Genomic DNA, 18908 nt, shown 5'->3' on the forward strand with positions numbered 1-18908 from the left:
AGGCTTCCGTGCCCGGCACGGGAGCCTTTCGGTCACATACGGACGGCACCCTTACTGAGTTCTTTCTCAACTCAACAAAACCCGCCTTCCGTCAACACAGGCGACTGTGGTTAGGTGATCGGCGCCACCGAGGAACCACTGTGCCCAGTGGGCCGGGTGGGGTCCTTGGAAGGGGCGCCGATGCGGTCGGTTCGCTTGCGGATTCTCGCGTCGCTGCTGGTGGTGGCGATCGCGGCGATCGGCGGCTGGCAGTTGCTGCCGGCCCAGCGGGACGGGAACAGGACGATCGTCGTCGGCACGACCGACAAGATCACCTCGCTCGACCCGGCCGGGGCCTACGACGCGGGGTCCTGGGCCCTGTTCAACAACGTGTTCCAGTCACTGCTGACCTTCGAACCGGGCGGCGCCGCACCCGTACCGGACGCCGCGCGCGACTGCGAGTTCCTCGGCAACGCGCTCACCGTCTACCGCTGCACCCTGCGCCCGGGCCTGAAATTCCCCAGCGGACGCGAGGTCACCGGCAAGGACGTCAAGTACTCCTTCGACCGGGTCAAGCGCATCAACTCCGACGTCGGGCCGGCCGCGTTGCTCGACACCCTCCGGTCGGTCGGCGCGGACGGGCTGTCCGTCACCTTCCGCCTCTCCTCGCCGGACGCCACCTTCCCGTTCAAGGTCGCCACCGGCGCCGGGGCGATCGTCGACCGGACCAGGTACCCCGTCAACCGGCTGCGCACGGACGGCGGCGCCGACGGCACCGGCCCCTACACCCTGACCTCGTACACGGACGGGCAGGCCCGCCTCACCCCCGACGACGACTACCGGGGCGCCGCCGAGGGCGCCCGCAGCCCGGTCCTCATGCGCCACTACGCGGACTCGGCCGCGCTCCAGAAGGCGTGGAAGGCACGGCAGGTGGACGTCGCCACCCGGACACTGCCGCCCGCGACGCTCGCCGCCCTCTCGCCCAGCGACCCCGGCCAGCGGGTCGTCGAGGCCGACAGCACCGAGACCCGCAACCTGGTGCTCAACGTGCGGGTGGGCTCGCCGTTCCAGGACCGCCGGGTGCGCCAGGCGCTGGCCGCGCTGATCAACCGCGAGAAGCTGGTCGCCGAGGTCTACCAGGGCACCACCGAACCCCTGTACTCGCTCATCCCGGCCGGCATCACGGGCCACACGACCTCGTTCTTCGACGCGAACCCCCGGCCCGACCCGCAGCGGGCCCGCAAGCTGCTCGACGAGGCCGGGGTCGGCATGCCCGTGCGCTTCACCTTCGGCTACGCCGAGGGCAGCGGCTCGGCGGCCGCCGAGGCCGCCGAACTGAAGGAGCAGCTGGAGGCGAGCGGCCTGTTCTACGTGACGACCAAGGCGTACGAGTGGACCGCCTTCCAGAAGCGGTACGCCGAGGGCAAGTTGGACGCGTACGGGGTGGGCTGGGTCGCCGACTACCCCGACCCCGACACCTTCAGCGGCCCCCTGGTCGGCACCGGCGGCTCGCTCGACAACGGCTACAGCAGCGCGCGGGCCGACCGGCTGATCAAGGACAGCCAGCGCTACGAGGACCGCAGCCGGGCCGCGACGGACTTCAAGGAACTCCAGGAGGTCGTGGCCCAGGACGTGCCGATGATCCCGCTGTGGCAGCGCAAGGAGTACGTGCTCAGCAGCGAGGACGTCGGCGGGGCGCAGTACCTGTCCGACGGGACCGGCATCTTCCGGCTGTGGCGGCTGGGGTGGATATGACAGACGCCGCGTGACAGCTGACGCGAAGTCGCGGGCCGGACGACCCCGGGAGTGACACGGCGTGCCCGGCCCCCGCATCGTTCTGTGCTGGGGGTGTGTCCGGGGTGAGGAGCACACGTGTTGAGACGCAACTCCTTCCGGCTGCCCCGCCATCCCGCGTCCGTGGGGCTCGTCCGGCGACGCGTAAGGGAACATCTGGTCGACTGGGGGCACAAGGAAGGCTCCGCGGCACTGGAGGACGTCGTCCTCGTCGTCTCCGAGCTCGCGACCAACGTCGTACGCCACGGACCTTTGCTGGAGCGGGAGTTCGAGGTCGCCGTGACCGCCCTCGCGGACGGCTCCTGTCTGATCGAGGTGTCCGACGAGAGCACGGTCGTGCCCCGCGTCAGGGAGGCGGGGGACTGGGAGGAAGCGGGGCGGGGACTGTGGCTCGTGGAGCACCTCGCCCAGGCCTGGGGGGTGTGGAGCCGGGGACGGCACGGGAAGACGGTCTGGGCGCTGCTGGGAGGATGACCGTCACTTTCAGGCCATCACCCGGGGCCGTGCCCATGCCTCCTGTGGGCTGGTGTCGAGGCCATCCTCGTAGGCAGGAGCGGAGCCAAGTGTCCCGTTCGATCCCGTTCACCCGAAAGCGATCACTCTGCCGCCCGCGCCTCGCCGCCCGCCTCCGGCGCCCCCTTCGTCATCCCCGGCAGGAAGTCCGTGAACAGCTCGTGCACCTCGCGGACCAGGGGGCGCAGGGCGCGGAACCGCGCCAGCGAGACGCCCCGGGTGGTCAGCCGGGCCCCCCGCTCGGCCAGCCGGTAGCTGCGGGCGCGCCCCTCGCTCCGGTCGAAGACCCAGTACAGGACGAGCCCCATCAGGGAGAGCCACATCAACTCGGGGAGGATGTCCCGGAGTTCGTCCGGGACCTTGGCCTTGGACCCGGCGAGCACCTCGCGGTGGATGGCGATGGACTCCTCGCGCGGCCCCTGCGACTCGGGGGAGAACGGGCTCAGCGGGCTCTGCGGATCGGCCGCGTTCTTGAAGAACTGCGCCGCGAACTCGTGGTACGGCTCCGCCACGTCCAGCCACGCCTTGAGCACCCCGGCGATCCGCGCGTCCAGATCCTTCTCCCGCTCCAGCACGGGCCGCACGGCCACCAGGTGCTCCGCGCCGATCCGGTCGTAGAACCCCTGGATCAGGTGCTCCTTGCCGGCGAAGTAGTAGTACGCGTTCCCGACGGAGACCCCGGCCTCCTTCGCGATGGCCCGCATCGTCGTCTTGTCGTACCCGCGTTCCTGGAAGAGCCGTAGCGCGGTCTGAAGGATCAGCGCGCGGGTCTGCTCGGACTTGGCGGTGCCCCGGGGGCCGGGTTGCTCCGTGCCGCCCCCGGGGCCGCCGGCCTCCGTGCCGTTCCCGGGGCCGCCCGGCTCCGCGCCGAGCTGGTCGTCGAAGGGCTCTGGGCTGGGGCTGTCGTTCGCTGCGGGCACGGGCTGAGCCTAACGAGTCGGGCACGTACCGGTGTCGCGGGCACCGGGACTCCGGTACACCCACCCGTACCGCCGGTCGTACGCCCATCCCGTCAGCTCGGCCCCGCCGCTCCCGCAGCCCGAGCCGGGCTGCCGGTGGGCGCCACGCCACTTCGCGGCGGTGAGGACGGCGGTGCGCGCGAGCCGGGCCCCGGCCGGGGTGCTCAGCCGGTGGGCGAGCGGCCGGTGCTCGCGCAGGGCCCACAGACACACGATCCAGGCGGCGGAGCCCCGGTACACCTGCCCGCCGTCCCCCACGATCGTGATCTCCTCCAGCGTCGCCCCATGATCGAGCGACGGGAACAGCCGCCGTGCCTCCTCCGAACCCGCCGCCACGAAGGTCAGCGGGACCAACTGCCGCTGCTTTCCCAGCCACTCCCGCAGGAAGGCGCACAGCCCGCACCCGGCGTCGTACAGCACGGTGAGCCCGTGGACCGGGACGCGCTCGGCGCCCCGGTCCACGGCGGCCGGCCCGGCCGCGGCGCTCATACGCGCCCGGTCGGAGTGACCCAGCCCTGCGGTGCGACCGGCGGCAGCTGCTCCCGCTCCATGACGCCCCGCCGCCGGAACTTGTTCAGCACGAACACGTTCCCCAGGTGCAGCGCCCCGAGCACGAGCAGCACCACGCCGAGCTTCGCCGACACCGCCTCGAACACCTCGCGGGGGCTGTTGATGGCGCCGTCGGCGTTCAGGTACAGCGCCACGAAGCCGAGGTTCACGAGGTAGAACCCGACCACCAGCAGGTGGTTCACGGCGTCCGCGAGGCTCTCGTTCCCTCGCAGCACGTCCGAGAGGAAGATCCGCCCGTTCCTGCTCAGCGTCCGTGCCACCCACACCGTCAGCCCCACGCTGACCAGCGAATAGACGACGTACGCGACGACCGTGAGATCCATGTCCCCACCCCTCAGTGCATTCTTGAACGCGTTCAAAGCGTCCTGGGGGAGACTGTAGCGCTATTTTTGAACACGTTCAACCGATGGATCGGTGAACTGATCACCCGGTACGGGCCAGCTCTGGCCGCTTGCCGTAGTCCGTGAGCCCGATGACGTTCCCCCACGGGTCCGCGAACTCGACGGTCCACCCGGTGGCGACGGAGAAGGGGGCGTCGAGCGGCGGCACTCCCGCCGCCGCGAGGGCCCGGGCGGCGGCCCGCGCGTCGGGCACCTCCAGCCACACCCGCGCGGCCGCCCACACGGGCGGCCGTTGCCGCAGCTCCTCCTCCACCCGCAGCAGCAGCCCCGGCGTCTCCTTGCCGACCTTCAGCCCGGCGATCCCGGCCTCGTCCAGCCGGAACCCCACCTCGAAGCCGGCCCGCTCGTAGAAGGAGACGGCTTCGCCGAGGTCACCGACGGGGAGCAGGACGTTGTCGAAACCGAGCAGCTCGTACGACTCATTGTCTGACATGTCGTCAGATTAGATCGCCGGGGACCGTATCGGTGGGAGCGACGGCACTGGCGCGACATGGCCGCCGGTGCCCTGACGACACGAGGGGCTCAGCAGGGTCACCCCCTGCTGAGCCCCTCGACGGGCGGCTGAGTACTTCGACGGCGGCGTGGTCAGCCGATGGCGATGCGGGTCTTCCAGTAGCTCGCGGGAGCGACGATCTCCGTACCCGATCCGGCCAGGACCGTCTTGCCGCCGGCGTAGAAGCGCACCGAACCGTCGGAACGCACCGTCCACACATCGGGAACGCCGTCCCCGTTCGCGTCCGGGGTCCCGATCAGCAGCGGGATGTTGGCGTGGGACCAGCCTGCGGAACCGTATTCGAGGTCGGTGCCGCCGGAGGAGTCGGCACCGGAGGACAGGGAGTCCAGGTCGGTGCCGCCGCCGCTCGCCGCCTTGCCCTTGCGCAGCATCAGCTGGGCGTGGACGTCCGTGCGGTACACCATGTCCGTCACACCGTCGCCGGTGATGTCCAGGACGGTGACGATGTCGCGCTCGGTCCAGGCGGAGCCCGACAGACGGATCGCCTGGTCGATGGTGGCGCCGTGGTAGCCGGTGAGGGCCCAGAGTTCATCGCCCGCGGTGGCGAAGAAGTCGGTACGGCCGTCGCCGGTGGCGTCACCCGTGGACACGATCTGCGTCAACGAGGCCGGGCTGGGAGCCCCCTCGGGCAGCAGGATCTCCACGCGCTTGTCGACGTTGACGGCGCCATAGCCGTCGCCGGGATACACCCACAGCTTGCCGCCGACGCGCACCACCAGGTCCTGGAGGCCGTCACCGCCGTAGATGTCCCCGTTGTGGGTGATCAGAGCGCCCTTGAAATGACCGGAGGGCGCGGCGACATACGGTGGCAGGTCGTCGCCGTTCGGATCCTTGTCCGGGTTGGACCGATAGGCGCCGGCCATCGAATAGTCCAGGTCACCGGAGCCCTTGGTGAGGTCGTTGGTCGCCTGGGAGGGGTACAGGGCCAGGTTGCCGGCGTCGGTGACGACCATCAGGTCCGGGAGCTTGTCCCCGGTGAAGTCACCGGGCGAGTCGGCCTGGTCACGGGGGCTGACGTAGAAGAAGTACTTGGTGGGTTGCGACACGTTGCCCGCGCTGTCCACGGTCCGCACGTACAGGACGTTGGGACCGGCGGTGGGGGGCTTGGCGTTGGGCAGGGTCGCGCTGACGGAGGTCGCGGTGCCGGCCTTACGGTCCAGGTGGAAGGGATAGCTGGGCGCGTTGAAGCCGTACTCGTACCGCTCGACATCCGCGTTGAGGGCACGCACGGTGAAGGTGCCGGCCGTGCCGAACTTCTTGGTGCTCCACTTCGAGTCGTCGGCGCCGCTGCCGAAGCCGTTCTCCTCGGTGTCGGCGTTGGGGAAGTCCGTGGAACTGACCTTGGGCGATTTCGGCGCGGCGGTGTCGAGGACGAAACGGCACGGCGTCTTCGCCGGGGAGTACGAGGAGGACGCGTCCGCGTCGTCCCAGGCTCGCACCCGCCAGGAATAGAGGGTGCCGTTGGTCAGCTTGCTGGTGGCAAACTCCTTTGTTGTCCTGAGTGCCGTGTCCTTGTCCGATCCCACGGACACTTTGCCGGTCGCGCCGAGGAGATCACCCGTCGTCGCCCACTTGCCGTGCGGCCACAGGTCGAAGTCGAGGTACTCGAGGTTCTTGTCCTTGTCGGACGCCTTCGCAGTGAATGTCAGACTTCCGGATCCCATCCTGGCGTACGGCTGGGTGGTGGTGCACTTGGCGTCCGGGCCGAGGTCGAGGGAGGTGGGTGCGGTGGGCTTGCGGTTGTAGACGAGTTCAAGCGCGGGCGGGTGATCCCCGTTGGCCATGAACTTCTTCCACGCGTACTGAGAGTTCTCGTCCCGGGCGCGCATGCCGAACGTGATGCTGTCCCGACCCTCGTCGGCCTTCTTCTGCGCGGCCGATCGCACGTTGAAGGCCTCGTAGGCGTCCCGGCAACTGGACTTGTAACCGTGCGCGAAGCTCTTGGTGGTGATCTTGTTGCCGTCGTGCAGCTTGGGCGCGTTCTTCCAGTTGGTGCGTCCGTTGACCTTGGCGGTGAGGTGAACGCTCATGGAGCGGGCGCTGCATGACCAGGAGTACGTCTCCAGCATGTACAGCTTCGCCGACTCGATCTTCGTGCCCTTGAGGTCCTTGTCGAAGTCCATGTTGAAGTACGAGCGCGAGGTGCCCCAGGTGTCCGACTCGAACCCGACCCGAGCCTCGTGCGTACCGCCCTTGTTGAAGCCCCGGCCGTTGTAGAACGTGGCGTTGGGGTGTCGGCTGTAGGCGGTGGTCCAGTCCTGGATGTCCTTCGTGACCGACGGGTCGATGAAGACCGGGTAGGTGGTGGCCGAGTCGCGGAGGAAGTCCTGGTCGGGAGTGAGAAGCCAGTCGCCCCCGGAAAGGTCGGCCTCGACGAGTTCGCCACGGGAGTCGGGGGAAGGACCGTCGAGTCCGGGCAGGCTGAGGGTGGCGGCCGAGCCGGTCCGGGTGGGCTCGGGCGTCGGCTCGGCCGGGGCGGTCGGCGCCGGGGAGGCCGAAGGGGTGGGTGCGGGACCGTCGGTGGCCACCGGGAGTTCTTCGGGGTCGGGGTCGATCTGCTCGTCCGTCTCGACGAGTTCTTCCTCTGTGGGACTCGCGTCGTCGCCCGGCGTGGGGCTGGACGAGTCGACGGGGTCCGGGCTCTCGTCGTCGGTCGGCTGGGCGGAGGCACCGACCGAGCCGTCGGTGACAGCCGGGGCGCCGCTGCTGTCCCACATCAGCGGCGTCGGCGACAGTGCGACCTCTTCGCCGTCCGCGTCCTCGGCGGCGAGAACACCGGTGACCGGGTTCAGCCGGAACGACAGGTCCGCGGAGGTGATGCCGTAGGTGAGCTGCTTGGTGCGCGGATCGGCCGCAGCCTGTCGGTTCTTGAGGACGAGCAACTGTGCGAAGCCGTCGTCGTCGGCCGTGAGGACCAGATCGGCACCCGGGAAGATCTCCGGGTACAGGGCGCGGGAGCCGTCGATGATCGGTGCGGGGACCGCGCCGGGCCAGGTGAGGTGGATGTCGTGGCCGTCGACGGTCAGGGTGACGAGGGTGCTCGACTCGGCGGTAGCCGCCTTGAGCCCCCTGAGCAGGGAGATCCGGTGGACCGCGGACCGGGAGGCGCGCTGCTCGCCGTCGCGCGCCGCGTCGGAGCCGGGCGAGAACACCATCTCGGTGTTGGTGGCCTTCGGTTCCCAGCCCTTCTCGGTGCGGTGAAGATCGTAGTCGATGTCCTTCCACGCACCGTCCACCTTGGCCCGGACGGGGGAGGAGTAGAGCTTCTTGGCCATCTTGCCGTCGGGTCGCGCCCAGGTGGTGGACCGCGTGGTGCGCAGTGCCGTGACCTCGACGGACTTTCCGGTCTTCGAGGCCCGCGCGAGCGCGGCGGTTTCGTTGACCGTCCTGGCCTTGGGGCCGGCACTCGACTTGCCGCGTGAACCACGTTCGTCCAGGCCGAGTCCGACGAACGTGATGCCGGTGGCCGCGAGCACCGTGGTGAGTACGACGGCGGTCGTCCGTCCGCCGGGCACGCGACGCCGGTTGCGCTCCTTGCGCGTCATCGGGCGAGTTCCCCTTCCCCCCTTGGAACCGGCGCGGGACAGAGCTCGGCCGGGCCAGCCGATGATGGCTCAAGAGAGGGCTGCCGTCACGCTTCGCAAGCGGGGGAAACCGATTGAGTCCGACAACAGAAGGATGCGTAAAGGAGGTTGGCGGCGCGGGGCGACAACGGTTGTGCGAGCGGGCTATTTTGGGGAATAGCGCAGCAGAATGCATCGCAACTACCGTACTTAGATGCGTAATTGCGAAGAGAACCTGCGAATTGCCAGCTAGGTCACAGAGGGGTGACGGATTCCGAAACCTCGGGTAAACGAAGATTCGGGCTTCACTTACCGTTACGTTGCGCTACGTACCGTGGCGATCATCACATCCGCACAGACGATCTAGCGGAACTCCACAAGAGCGACACAGAATCTCCCGCATCTGATACGCCATCACGCGTGGTCCGTTCCTGGTCCCGCCTCGAATGGTCCGGGGGGACCTCGCCGTGTTCGGTCGCTTCTTGTCTGTCCGCTCGCGTGGGCTGCGCCGGGTGCGCGCTGCCGTCGTGCCCACTGTCGGGGCGGCACTTCTCGTAGGTCTTCTACCGGCGCAGTCGTTCGCGTTGCCGCCCGATCCGGCCGCGGCCGAGAAGGGCCGTGAGAGCCTCAGCCTGGAGACTCTCGACCAGGACGAGACCGTCCCCGGAGCAGTCTCCGAGCCTGACCTGGAGACTTTGAAGGTCGACATCCCCCCGGACCAGCAGCAGGCCGGGACGGGGACGGTCACCCCACCTGTCGCGGGGACAGGGTCGGTCCACTTCGGCTCGACCGCGAGCGCGACCCCCGCCTCGGCCCGCACGACCACGGCTGCCCGACAGGTTGCCGTGACTCCCGCAGGAAATCTCCCCGTGAGCCTCGGGCAGGCTCCGGACCAGGCCCCGCCCACCGGTACCTGGCAGGTCCAGGTCTACGACCGCGCGGCCGCCGTGTCACAGGGCGTCGACGGCACAGTCGTGAAGGTCCAGGCCCCGGCGACCGGCTCCGTGCCGATCGCGGTCAAGCTCGACTACGCGAAGTTCAAGAACCTCTACGGCGCCGACTGGGCCTCTCGTCTGCGCTTCGTCCAGTTTCCCGAGTGCTACCTGACCACGCCCGATGTCGAGGCCTGTCAGGAGTACGAGGAGCTGGAGACAACGAACGACATCGAGACCCAGTCGATCACCGCCACGGTCGACACGGCGGCGGACGGGACCGTCACTCCGGCGTCGGCGAGGACGACATCGAGCGACGGACCGTCGATCACTCAGGCGGCTTACCGCACTTCGGGCGCAGGGGTCACACCGGTTGCCGCGACCGGCGACGCGGCCGTCGTCGGAGCGGTCGACTCCGGCGGCGGCGCGGGCGGCACGTTCAAGGCCACGCCGCTGTCCGCCAGCGGCAAGTGGTCGGCCGGCGGCTCGTCCGGTGCGTTCACCTGGACGTATCCGCTGACGGTCCCGGCGGCCCCCGCCGGCCCGGCGCCGAACATCGAGTTCAGCTACAACTCCCAGAGCGTGGACGGTCGTACTGCCGTCGCCTCACCCCAGGCCTCCTGGATCGGCGAGGGCTGGGACTACGACGCCGGTCACATCGAGCGCCGTTACCGCGCCTGCCAGGACGACCGCAAGAAGATGAAGTCCGGCACCGCCAACAACACGGCCAAGAAGGACAAGACGTCCGACCTGTGCTGGGTGTCGTACAACGCGGTGATGTCCCTGGGCGGCAAGACGACCGAGCTGGTGCGGGACGCCGCCTCCGGCAGCAACCCCGAGACCGACACCGAGATCTACCGGCCGGAGAGCGACGACGGCACCCGGATCGAGCACCGCGTCGGCGGCACCAACGGCGACAACAACGGCGAGTACTGGATCGTCACGACCACGGACGGCACGAAGTACTACTACGGCCTCAACCAGGTCGGAGGCGGCCACGCCGACACCGACTCCGTCTCCACCGTCCCCGTCTTCGGCAACCACGAGGGCGAGCCCTGCCACGCCACCGCCTTCGCCGACTCCCGCTGCGGCTCGGGCAAGAAGCAGGCATGGCGCTGGGGCCTGGACAAGGTCGTCGACGTGCACGGCAACACCCTGGTCGTCACCTGGAAGCAGGAGACCAACTACTACGCCGTCAAGAAGAAGTTCAAGTCGCCCGAGCAGTACGACCGTTACGCCTACCCGAAGACCATCGAGTACGGCATGCGCTCGGACCTCACCACGCCGTCCGCGACCGTCGAGTTCGGTGTGGCGCAGCGCTGCCTGAAATCGGGCACGGCCTGCGACGCGGCGAACTTCGCCAAGACCTCCGACCCGGGCGCATACCGTCCCTGGTGGGACACCCCCGGCAACCTCAACTGCAAGTCGACGTCGAAGCTGTGCCCGGCCTTCCCGTCCTTCTGGACGCAGCTGCGCCTCGACTCGGTGACGACGAAGGCCGCCCGTGCCGGCCAGACCGGCCTGGGCAAGGTGGACACGTACGAGCTCCACCAGTCCTTCCCCGCGGACTGGTACTACTCGTCGCCCGGCCTCTGGCTGAACTCGATCACCCGTCGCGGCTTCGCTCCCGGCGACACCACCGGCACCCTCCAACACAAGGACGGCGTCAGCTTCGGCGAGTACACGGTCGGCTCCTCCTCGCCCCTGAAGGACCGCCTGAGGGACCGTCAGCTTCCCAACCTGGTGTCGAGCGGACCGAAGGACCAGCGCCCGCCCTTCACCCGTCCCCGCATCGGCACGGTCGCCACCGAACACGGCGGTGACATCGAGGTTGAGTACACGGGCGGTTGCGCGAGCGAGCCCTCGGAGGACAAGGGCAAGAACAACGGCACCTGCTACCCCGTCCGCTGGTCGCCGGACGGCGACGAGAAGAAGCCGGCGAAGTCCTGGTTCAACAAGTACGTCGTGGACTCCGTGACCGAGAACGACAAGGTCACCCCACGGGGCAAGCTGATCCACACCAAGTACACCTACTCGGACCCTGCCTGGGCGAAGTCCGACGACGAGTTCACCCGCCCGTCCCTGCGCACGCACAACGTCTGGCGTGGCTATCGCCAGGTGGCGGTCACCAAGGGCAGCGAGACCACCTCCTCGACAGGAGCGCCGCAACCACAGTCGTACTCCGAGACGCGCTACTTCCAGGGCGTCGGCGGCGTGGTCAAGGACTCCACGGACAAGTACACACTCGTCACCGACGACGAACCGCAGTACGCGGGCATGACGGCGGAGAGCCTCACCTACCTCGACTCGGACAAGGGGAAGCCCAAGAAGCGCACCCTCAACTACCCCTGGTCGAAGCAGACCGCGTCCCGGTTCCGTGAGGCCGAGGACGGCGCGGACATGGATCCGCTGCTCGCCCACCGCAGTGGTGTGAAGCGCACGGACGAGATCCAGAAGGTCGACGACAGCTGGCAGGCCGTCCGAACCCTGACGACCGTCGACGACACCTACGGCATCCCGATCCAGGTCGAGACGGCGGTGGTCAAGCCGGACGGCTCCGGCGAGGCCTTCTCCGACCAGATCTGCACGAAGACGTCGTACGTGCACAACACGTCGGCCTGGCTGATCGGACTGCCGAAGCAGCAGCGCACCACGGGCACGACCTGCGCGGCCCATGACATCGCCGATCCGGCCACGAAGCTGATCAGTGCGAGCCGCACGACCTACGACAACTTGTCGTACGGCGATGCCCCGACGAAGGGCCTGGTCACGGCCGCCGCGGGGGTGGACGGCGCAGGAACCTCGTACTCGGTCGTCACCAAGACGACGTACGACCCGCTGGGCCGGGTCCGTACGGTCACGAAGCCGGGCGCGGGGACGACGGAGACGCAGTACACCCCCGGCGACGTGGGCGGTCCCGTCACGTCCGTGAAGGCGATCAACGCCAAGGGCCACGCGGTCACCACGACCTTCGACCCCGGTCGCGGCCTGGCCCTGACGGTCACGGACGCCAACAGTCGGGTCGTTCGGAACGAGTACGACGCACTCGGTCGATTCGTACGGGGATGGTCCCCGTCCCGTTCCTCGAGCGGCAAGTCACCGAACGTCGAGATCGAGTACCAGCCGGCGATCGCCACCTCGAAAGAGTCCCGCCCCGCCGCCGTCACGACCAGGACGCTGAAGGACGACGGCACTTACAGCCGTCAGGTGACGATCTTCGACGGCCTGATGCGCCAGGTGCAGACCCAGGCGGAGGCGCACGGTCCCGGCCGCGTCGTCACGGACACCACCTACAACGATCACGGCTTGGTCGACGAGCAGACGAGCGCCTACCTCGCGAAGAACGAACCGGCCGCCGAACTCTTCGCCCCCAAGTCGAAGTCGCTCGTCCCGAGTCGGGTCAAGTTCCAGTACGACGGCCTGGAACGGCCGGTGAGCGAGTCGAAGTACCACGACGAGAACGTGGTGCACGCGACGAAGACGGAGTACGGCGACACCAGCACGTACGTGGATCCGGCCGGTTCGACGTCGCCGCGGACCCGGACGCACACGGATGCCCTCGGCCGGGTCAGCTCGATCGTCCACTACAAGGACGACAGCACGACCGCCGGACGCGTGACCACCTACGGGTACGACGACCGCGGTCAGCGCACCAGCGTCACGGATCCCGCCGGCAACGAGTGGACGTACACGTACGACGCACGTGGGCGAGTGACCTCCACGACCGACCCGGACGTGGGGAGGACGGACACCTGGTACGACGAGGCCGACCGTCCGAACAAGGTCAAGGACGCGGAGGAGCGGACGACGTACACGGAGTACGACGAGCTGGGCCGCATCAAGTTCGTCCGCGAGAACTCCGAGACCGGCACTCCGGTCAAGTCGTTCACGTACGACTCCCTGCCGGGTGCCCTCGGTCAGCCGGTGGCCTCCACCAGGCACACCGTGAACGGCGACTACATCAGCCGCGTCACGGGATACGACAGCGAGTACCGTCCGACGGCCACCGAGACGGTGATCCCGGCCAACACCATGACGACGGGGGTCTCCGGGACGTACGCGTACAGGTACACGTACACGCCGACCGGTAAGCCGCAGACGGTCACACTCCCGTCGGTGGGCGGACTGGCCCAGGAGAAGGTCGTCACCCGCTACAACAGCGACGGCCTGAGCGAGTCGACCTCGGGCCTCGCCTGGTACACGTCCGACGTCACCTACTCCCCGTACGGCGAACCCCTTCGGACGGTGTCGGGATCCCAGCCGAACCGCGTCTGGACGACCAACTTCGTCGACCCCTACACCGGTCGCCTTCAGCGCACGGTCGCGGACCGGGAGACGGCCGGCCCGCACCGGATCTCTGACAGCTACTACGCGTACGACAAGTCCGGCCTCATCACGTCGAACGCCCGTCAGTTGTCGGACGCTTCGGGTGACACCTGGGACACGCAGTGCTTCACGTACGACGTGATGGGTGAGCTGGTCAACGCCTGGACGTCGAACGTCACGCCCACCGGCAGTGGCACGGGGTGCAAGTCGGCGGACGGGACGACTTGGGGCCCGCGGAAGGACTACGCGACCTCGTCGGGCCCGGTGGCTGATGCTCCGGACACGGCGATCGACGCGTCCGCCCCGGACGCCTCGCTGAAGTCGACGCTGGCGGCCACGGCCCCGGCGGCGAACACGATCGGCACCGGCGCCACCGCCTACCACCAGTCCTTCACCTTCGACTGGCTGGGCAACCGCGCCACCTTGATCGAGGCGAACCCGGCGGACACGACCAAGAACGTCACCTTCACGTACGGCTACAACCCCAAGCAGCCGCACACGATGACGTCGATCAACTCCAGCCCGGCGGGGCAGGGCAGCACGTACACGTACGACGCGGTGGGCAACACGAAGCTCCGTGACCTGCCGGCCGGGGCCCAGGACCTGAAGTGGACGTCGGAGAACAAGCTCGACACGATCACGGTCGGCGGCAAGAAGACGACGTACGTCTACGACGCCGCGGGTAACCGCCTCCTGGAGAACTCCCCCTCCGGTTCGACCCTGTACCTGGGCGAGACGGAGGTGACGACGGGAAGCTCCGGTGCGGTGACCCGCGCTTCGCGGTCCTACGCCCAGCCCGGCGCCCCGGTGGTGACGCGCACCGCGACCAGCGGCGCGACGACGGGACACCAACTCTCGGCCCTCCTCACGGACCACCTGGGCACGGCCAACACGGCGGTGGCCCTGACGAGCGGCCAGGCGGTCACCCGCCGAGCCGCCAAGCCGTACGGCGAACTCCGCGGCCCGAAGCCGGCGTCCTGGCCCAACAAGCGCGGCTACATCGGCGTCGGCATCGACGACACGACCGCCGGCCTCACCCACATCGGCGCCCGCGAGTACGACCAGAACTCGGGCCGCTTCATCTCGGCGGACCCGATCATCGACATCGCGGACCCGTTGCAGATGAACGGATACGCGTACAGCAACAACAGCCCAGTTTCCAAGTCCGACCCCACGGGTCTGTGCCTGACCTGCGGCGTGGGCTATCCGATCGGCGGAACGGGCACCAACGGCACCAAGAAGGAGTATGTGGGCGCCCGTCAGGGTGCTTCCCAGGGAGGGGGCGGGGTCGGTGAGCCGAGCCGTACCCCAGAGGCGGAATGGGTGAGAGCCCATACTCCCAGGTCGAACGACGCGCGCCAGGTGGCCAGTCAGTACTTCGGCCACGGAAGCAACAATTTGACCAGCGCCGCAGGTGGCTATTGGTATCCCCAGACCAATGTGTTCGGCAGTCCGGAAACCGTCTGCTTCGGTCGCATGGCTTGCAACGCGGCGTACGCCTATTCTCTCGCCCACCGGGGTGATGTGGCCGGGGCGAAGAAAATCGCCGCCAACTACTGCGTCGAAAATATGGACAAATGCGTGAAGGACGCTCGTGTCTGGGAGCGAGTGATGGAGCTCGGGGACGAGTTCGTCATGGCCCTGAGCATGGGCCGAGGTGGTTTGCTCGGTAAGGGGGGCCGGAAAGCCGGAGGTTGCACACAGTGCTTCCTCGCCGGTACCGACGTCCTCATGGCCGACGGCACCACCAAGGACATTGAGGACGTCGAACTCGGCGACAAGGTTCAGGCCAAGGACCCGGAGACCGGCGAAACTGGAGCGCGCGAAGTCACCCGCCTCATCGTCACGGAGGACGACAAACACTTCAACGAACTCTCCATCGCCACGGAAGGCGGCGTCGAACAGCTCACAGCGACCTACGAGCACCCCTTCTGGTCGCCGTCGGAGAACGACTGGATCGAAGCCGGCGACCTTGAGCCGGACATGACCCTGCTCACCGACGAAGGCGACAAGGTCTTCGTCACCGGCAACCGGGCCTACACGCAGCACGCGACTACCTACAACCTCACCGTCGACGATCTGCATACGTACTATGTGTTGGCTGGGCAAACCCCGGTCCTCGTCCACAACTCGAACTGTGGGCCGGGATTCAATTCCTCCATGTCGGCCTTCCGGCACTACATGAAGCATGTCTTTGGGGTACAGCTCAACAAGAAGGGGAACTGGACGGGGGTGCAGGGCCACCGCGAGCCAGATATGGCTGAATTCAACGGCCTTGGTGGATTCAGCGCCTATAAAGAAGCGGCAAGTGCGTTCATGTCCGGAAGTCCGCGACGTGGCGATCTAGTATCGAACGATGGGACGCTGTTCCGGGCGGATAGCACAACTGGCTATTTCGGAGTGCTGGACAGCCGAGGCAGCATTCAGACATTCTTCCGCCCCGGCGGGGATTTGAATAGTTACATGCGAGAGCAGCAGGCGAAATATGGAGGGTCCTTCATTGAGTGACAGATGCCCGTCATGTTCCCTTCGAGAGGTGGTGAAAAATCTTGGATAGCGGAACCGATTTCCTCCAAGGGTACAAGCAAGTGCAATTTATGGCAGGGCGGGGTGCGGAGGTTTCCGCGTCGCGTGACTTGGCATCGTGGAGGGAGTTTGTAGCCGCATGCGCGGAAGGTTATGACGACGTGCTCCCGGAATATTTCCATGATCTGCGAGTGCGGGATGCCATCGAACGTGGACTTGCGAATCATTCTCTGATGGGAATGAGAGGGTTTGCAGATTTCTCTCGAGCCGTCCATATCGTCGATGAACGATTTCGAGAGATCGCGACCGTGCGTATTGTGCTTGCTGATCCTGAGATGTTCTCCTGGTGGCATCATGTGGTTCCCGGCAGGGGGAGCGAGGAGTTTGCCCGTGATCTTCAACTTCACTTCGGCGTCACGATTGAGATCGTCTAAAAACAATGAACCTTTCCCGTCAGTGATTTCTGACGGCAGTAGTTGACGGAAACGGCGGCAACACCAAGAGTGTCCGCCGTCGTTTCCGGAAACGATGCGATCGGGGCCGCTCGCCGAACTCGCGGTGCCGGGCGACTTCCGTGGCCCTTCGCCGGTGCCCGGTCAGCCGCCGACGAACATGGTCGTCCTCGACGACTGACCGGCACCCCGACCGTCAGCCTCCGCAGCCGCCCACCCGCCGCGTACTCAGCGCGATGTCGTCCAGCCGGACGTCGTACGACGACGGGCTGGGGTTCGCCTGGTACAACTGCCAGCCCAGCTTGAGCTTGTCGAACGTGGGGAAGACGAAGTCGTCCGCCGTGCCGCCGTGCTGCTGCGTGGAGACGGTCAGGTCGGACTGTGCCACGCCGTCCAGGTACACGGTGACCCGGTTGTCGGTGGCGTCCAGGTGGAACTCGACGCACTGCCACTTCCCGGAGACGGCCGGGGCGGACGTCCTCCAGTCGGTCCAGTCACCGGTGGGACCCAGATCGGAGCCCACACCCCAGAAGTTGCCCTTGTCGGTGGGCGCGTACTGGCCGCCGATAGGGCGGACGAGCGTGGGGGAGTCGGGGCCTGAGGCCTCCGCGAGGGTCCAGTGCGCCCAGTCGGGAGCCGTAGGAAACTCGGCCACCCGCAGTCGCATCCGCGCCCAGAAGCTGTTGCCGGGCGGGGCGAGGTCGGACAGGACGAAGAAGGCACGTCCGTTGCCCTCGGTACGGATACTCAGCTCACGGCCCCGGCCGTCGGCACTGGGCTCGACAGTCAGCGTGCCGTTGGACGTATCGGTGGTCCAGCCCCGGCCCCGGGTGACCGGGCCGAGGGGGAGACGGTTGAAGTTCTCCCGGACGAGCGTGCCGTCGTACGTCTGATGTGGGGCGGGAGTTGCCGAGGCAGTGGGGGGTATCGCGATCAGGATCGCGGCCGCGGCCGACAGTACGGCGGCGGCCTTCCTCAGGGCGTTCATGTGCGCAGTCTGTGACCAACTACCTCGCCTGTCACAGGAGTTGCACGGGATTCGGCCACCCGCCCCATGGCCCATACGGTCGTCGGAAAGCGTACGAGGCGGTGCCCGTCTACAGCGGCGCAATCTCCACCCGCCCCGAGAACCGGCTGCCCACCTGGGCCGCCAGCCACTCGACGCGGGCGGTGTCCTGATCGCCTCGGACATGAACGTGGACGGTGTGATCGGGGGACGGCTCGTCCTGGTAGAGGTCGCGGGAGTTCACCGAGAGGGTGAGGTAGGCGTACTTCTGCGTGATCAGGCCCAGGCCCGCCGTGGGGACCTCAGGCCAGCCGTTCAGGTCCCAGCGGACGGCCGCCGAGTCCGGGCCGAGAGCGGCGATGAGCGGCTCGGCCGAGGCCAAGGAATGATCCCAGTCGTGCACCGTGATCGGGACACAGGCAGCCGGGTCGTCGCCGGACTCGGACGATCCGTGCTCCTTTCCCGCCTGTGCCCACCAGCTGAGGTCGGGCAGCAGTTGGCGTATGCGGTCCGCGACGTCGGGTGAACGGATCGTGGCCTCGAAGTCCACCACCGCGCCCGCGAGATCCGCGATGTTCAGCAAGGTGCGCACCGCGCGCATCGCCTCGGCGAGATCCGCTGTGGTGAGGATCGCCGCTGCTCGGGAATTGCTCATCGCCTGACCCTAGGGACGCCCACCGGCCTCAGCAACGCGCCTACGCGGCCCGTTGTCCGCTTCTATCCGCTCGACGCCCCGCAGAACCACGCACCCTGCTGGGGCGGCGCGTCGTCGGGGTCGCCGGCGTCGGCAACGACCCGACCTGCAGGACGGGGAGCCCGAGGGCCGTTTCGTCGAGTACTGGACGTCGTACGGCTTCGGCGAGCTGGACCAGAGCGCCGAGACCCGTCGCGCGCTGCTGGAACGGCTCGTGCCACGGCTCGCGATCGCCGACCGGTGCACGCTCGACGGACGGTTCCTCCAGGTCGAGGGCGCACTGCACACGTACCGGATCCATCTGGGCTCCGGCAACATCCTGAGGTCCCCGAACGACCGCTATGTGTGCGTCGTTCCCAGGTCGACCGTCGCGGACGGGAACGGAACCACGCAGACCGGCTATCTCCCCTACGAGGGCGACCGTATGCTCGCAGTCATCCTCAGCAAGGCGATGCTGCTCGCCAAGGACACGGAGATCACGGACCCGACGATCGTCAGCCAGCTGTGAGGCGCCTGTGACGGCTGACGGCGAGGTGATGTGACTCCGCCCACACGCGGGAGTCGGTGGGTGCCCGGCCGAAGTAACAACTTCTCTCCGGGCCCTCCCCTCCTGCAATATGACGGACAGCCCATAGTGAGTTTTTCAGCCGCTCAAGCAAACAACACGCAGGAGTCAGTA

General features: G+C 67.8%; 12 protein-coding genes. 5 read left to right on the forward strand and 7 right to left on the reverse strand.

Annotated elements, in window-relative coordinates; all coding sequences use genetic code 11:
- Positions 1–180 precede the first annotated feature (180 nt).
- Both L3078_RS28900 and L3078_RS28905 read left to right on the forward strand, forming a co-directional pair.
- Entirely contained in the window at positions 181–1734 is a 1554-nt protein-coding gene (locus L3078_RS28900; RefSeq protein WP_239756840.1) for an ABC transporter substrate-binding protein, read from the forward strand.
- Positions 1735–1851: 117 nt separating this feature from the next.
- A complete protein-coding gene (locus L3078_RS28905; RefSeq protein WP_239756841.1) occupies positions 1852–2247 on the forward strand; it encodes an ATP-binding protein in 396 nt (131 codons plus the stop codon).
- A gap of 122 nt (positions 2248–2369) precedes the next feature.
- On the opposite strand, the gene L3078_RS28910 is transcribed toward L3078_RS28905, so the two are convergent.
- The 5 genes from L3078_RS28910 to L3078_RS28930 all read right to left on the reverse strand — a co-directional run bounded on the left by L3078_RS28910 (position 2370) and on the right by L3078_RS28930 (position 8275).
- Positions 2370–3047, reverse strand: coding sequence for a TetR family transcriptional regulator (locus L3078_RS28910; protein WP_420864192.1), 678 nt, complete (start codon positions 3045–3047; stop codon positions 2370–2372).
- Between the two features lie 168 nt (positions 3048–3215).
- Positions 3216–3734 carry a thiol-disulfide oxidoreductase DCC family protein gene (locus L3078_RS28915; RefSeq protein WP_239756843.1) on the reverse strand — a complete coding sequence of 173 codons (519 nt, stop codon included), beginning with the start codon at positions 3732–3734 and terminating at the stop codon, positions 3216–3218.
- Positions 3731–4138, reverse strand: a complete 408-nt coding sequence (locus tag L3078_RS28920) for a hypothetical protein (protein WP_239756844.1) — start codon at positions 4136–4138, stop codon at positions 3731–3733. Before L3078_RS28920 ends, L3078_RS28915 begins: the two co-directional genes overlap by 4 nt.
- Positions 4139–4238: 100 nt before the next feature.
- Positions 4239–4649: a VOC family protein gene (locus tag L3078_RS28925; protein WP_239756845.1), complete on the reverse strand. Its 411-nt coding sequence runs from the start codon at positions 4647–4649 to the stop codon at positions 4239–4241.
- 152 nt (positions 4650–4801) lie between these two features.
- Positions 4802–8275, reverse strand: a complete 3474-nt coding sequence (locus tag L3078_RS28930; RefSeq protein ID WP_239756846.1) for a DNRLRE domain-containing protein — start codon at positions 8273–8275, stop codon at positions 4802–4804.
- 485 nt (positions 8276–8760) lie between these two features.
- Between L3078_RS28930 and L3078_RS28935 the strand changes: the two genes are divergently transcribed.
- Positions 8761–16059, forward strand: coding sequence for a polymorphic toxin-type HINT domain-containing protein (locus L3078_RS28935; protein WP_476756138.1), 7299 nt, complete (start codon positions 8761–8763; stop codon positions 16057–16059).
- 41 nt (positions 16060–16100) lie between these two features.
- Positions 16101–16511: a hypothetical protein gene (locus L3078_RS28940; protein ID WP_239756848.1), complete on the forward strand. Its 411-nt coding sequence runs from the start codon at positions 16101–16103 to the stop codon at positions 16509–16511.
- Between the two features lie 214 nt (positions 16512–16725).
- Here L3078_RS28940 and L3078_RS28945 read toward each other — a convergent pair whose 3' ends face one another.
- Together L3078_RS28945 and L3078_RS28950 are read right to left on the reverse strand one after the other, a co-directional pair.
- Complete coding sequence (locus L3078_RS28945) at positions 16726–17517, reverse strand: LamG domain-containing protein (RefSeq protein ID WP_239756849.1); 792 nt, start codon at positions 17515–17517, stop codon at positions 16726–16728.
- A 109-nt stretch (positions 17518–17626) separates the two neighbouring features.
- Positions 17627–18190: a hypothetical protein gene (locus tag L3078_RS28950; RefSeq protein ID WP_239756850.1), complete on the reverse strand. Its 564-nt coding sequence runs from the start codon at positions 18188–18190 to the stop codon at positions 17627–17629.
- Between the two features lie 52 nt (positions 18191–18242).
- On the opposite strand from L3078_RS28950, the gene L3078_RS28955 reads away from it, so the two are divergent.
- Positions 18243–18737, forward strand: coding sequence for a DUF7737 domain-containing protein (locus tag L3078_RS28955; protein ID WP_338059531.1), 495 nt, complete (start codon positions 18243–18245; stop codon positions 18735–18737).
- Positions 18738–18908: the final 171 nt, after the last annotated feature.

The organism is Streptomyces deccanensis (assembly GCF_022385335.1).
Taxonomy (GTDB): Bacteria; Actinomycetota; Actinomycetes; order Streptomycetales; family Streptomycetaceae; genus Streptomyces; species Streptomyces deccanensis.

Coding starts and splice junctions, on each gene's coding strand:
- L3078_RS28920 (WP_239756844.1), bottom strand. CDS start 4,138: ATGGATCTCACGGTCGTCGCGTACGTCGTCTATTCGCTGGTCAGCGTG.
- L3078_RS28900 (WP_239756840.1), top strand. CDS start 181: ATGCGGTCGGTTCGCTTGCGGATTCTCGCGTCGCTGCTGGTGGTGGCG.
- L3078_RS28945 (WP_239756849.1), bottom strand. CDS start 17,517: ATGAACGCCCTGAGGAAGGCCGCCGCCGTACTGTCGGCCGCGGCCGCG.
- L3078_RS28930 (WP_239756846.1), bottom strand. CDS start 8,275: ATGACGCGCAAGGAGCGCAACCGGCGTCGCGTGCCCGGCGGACGGACG.
- L3078_RS28950 (WP_239756850.1), bottom strand. CDS start 18,190: ATGAGCAATTCCCGAGCAGCGGCGATCCTCACCACAGCGGATCTCGCC.
- L3078_RS28925 (WP_239756845.1), bottom strand. CDS start 4,649: ATGTCAGACAATGAGTCGTACGAGCTGCTCGGTTTCGACAACGTCCTG.
- L3078_RS28915 (WP_239756843.1), bottom strand. CDS start 3,734: ATGAGCGCCGCGGCCGGGCCGGCCGCCGTGGACCGGGGCGCCGAGCGC.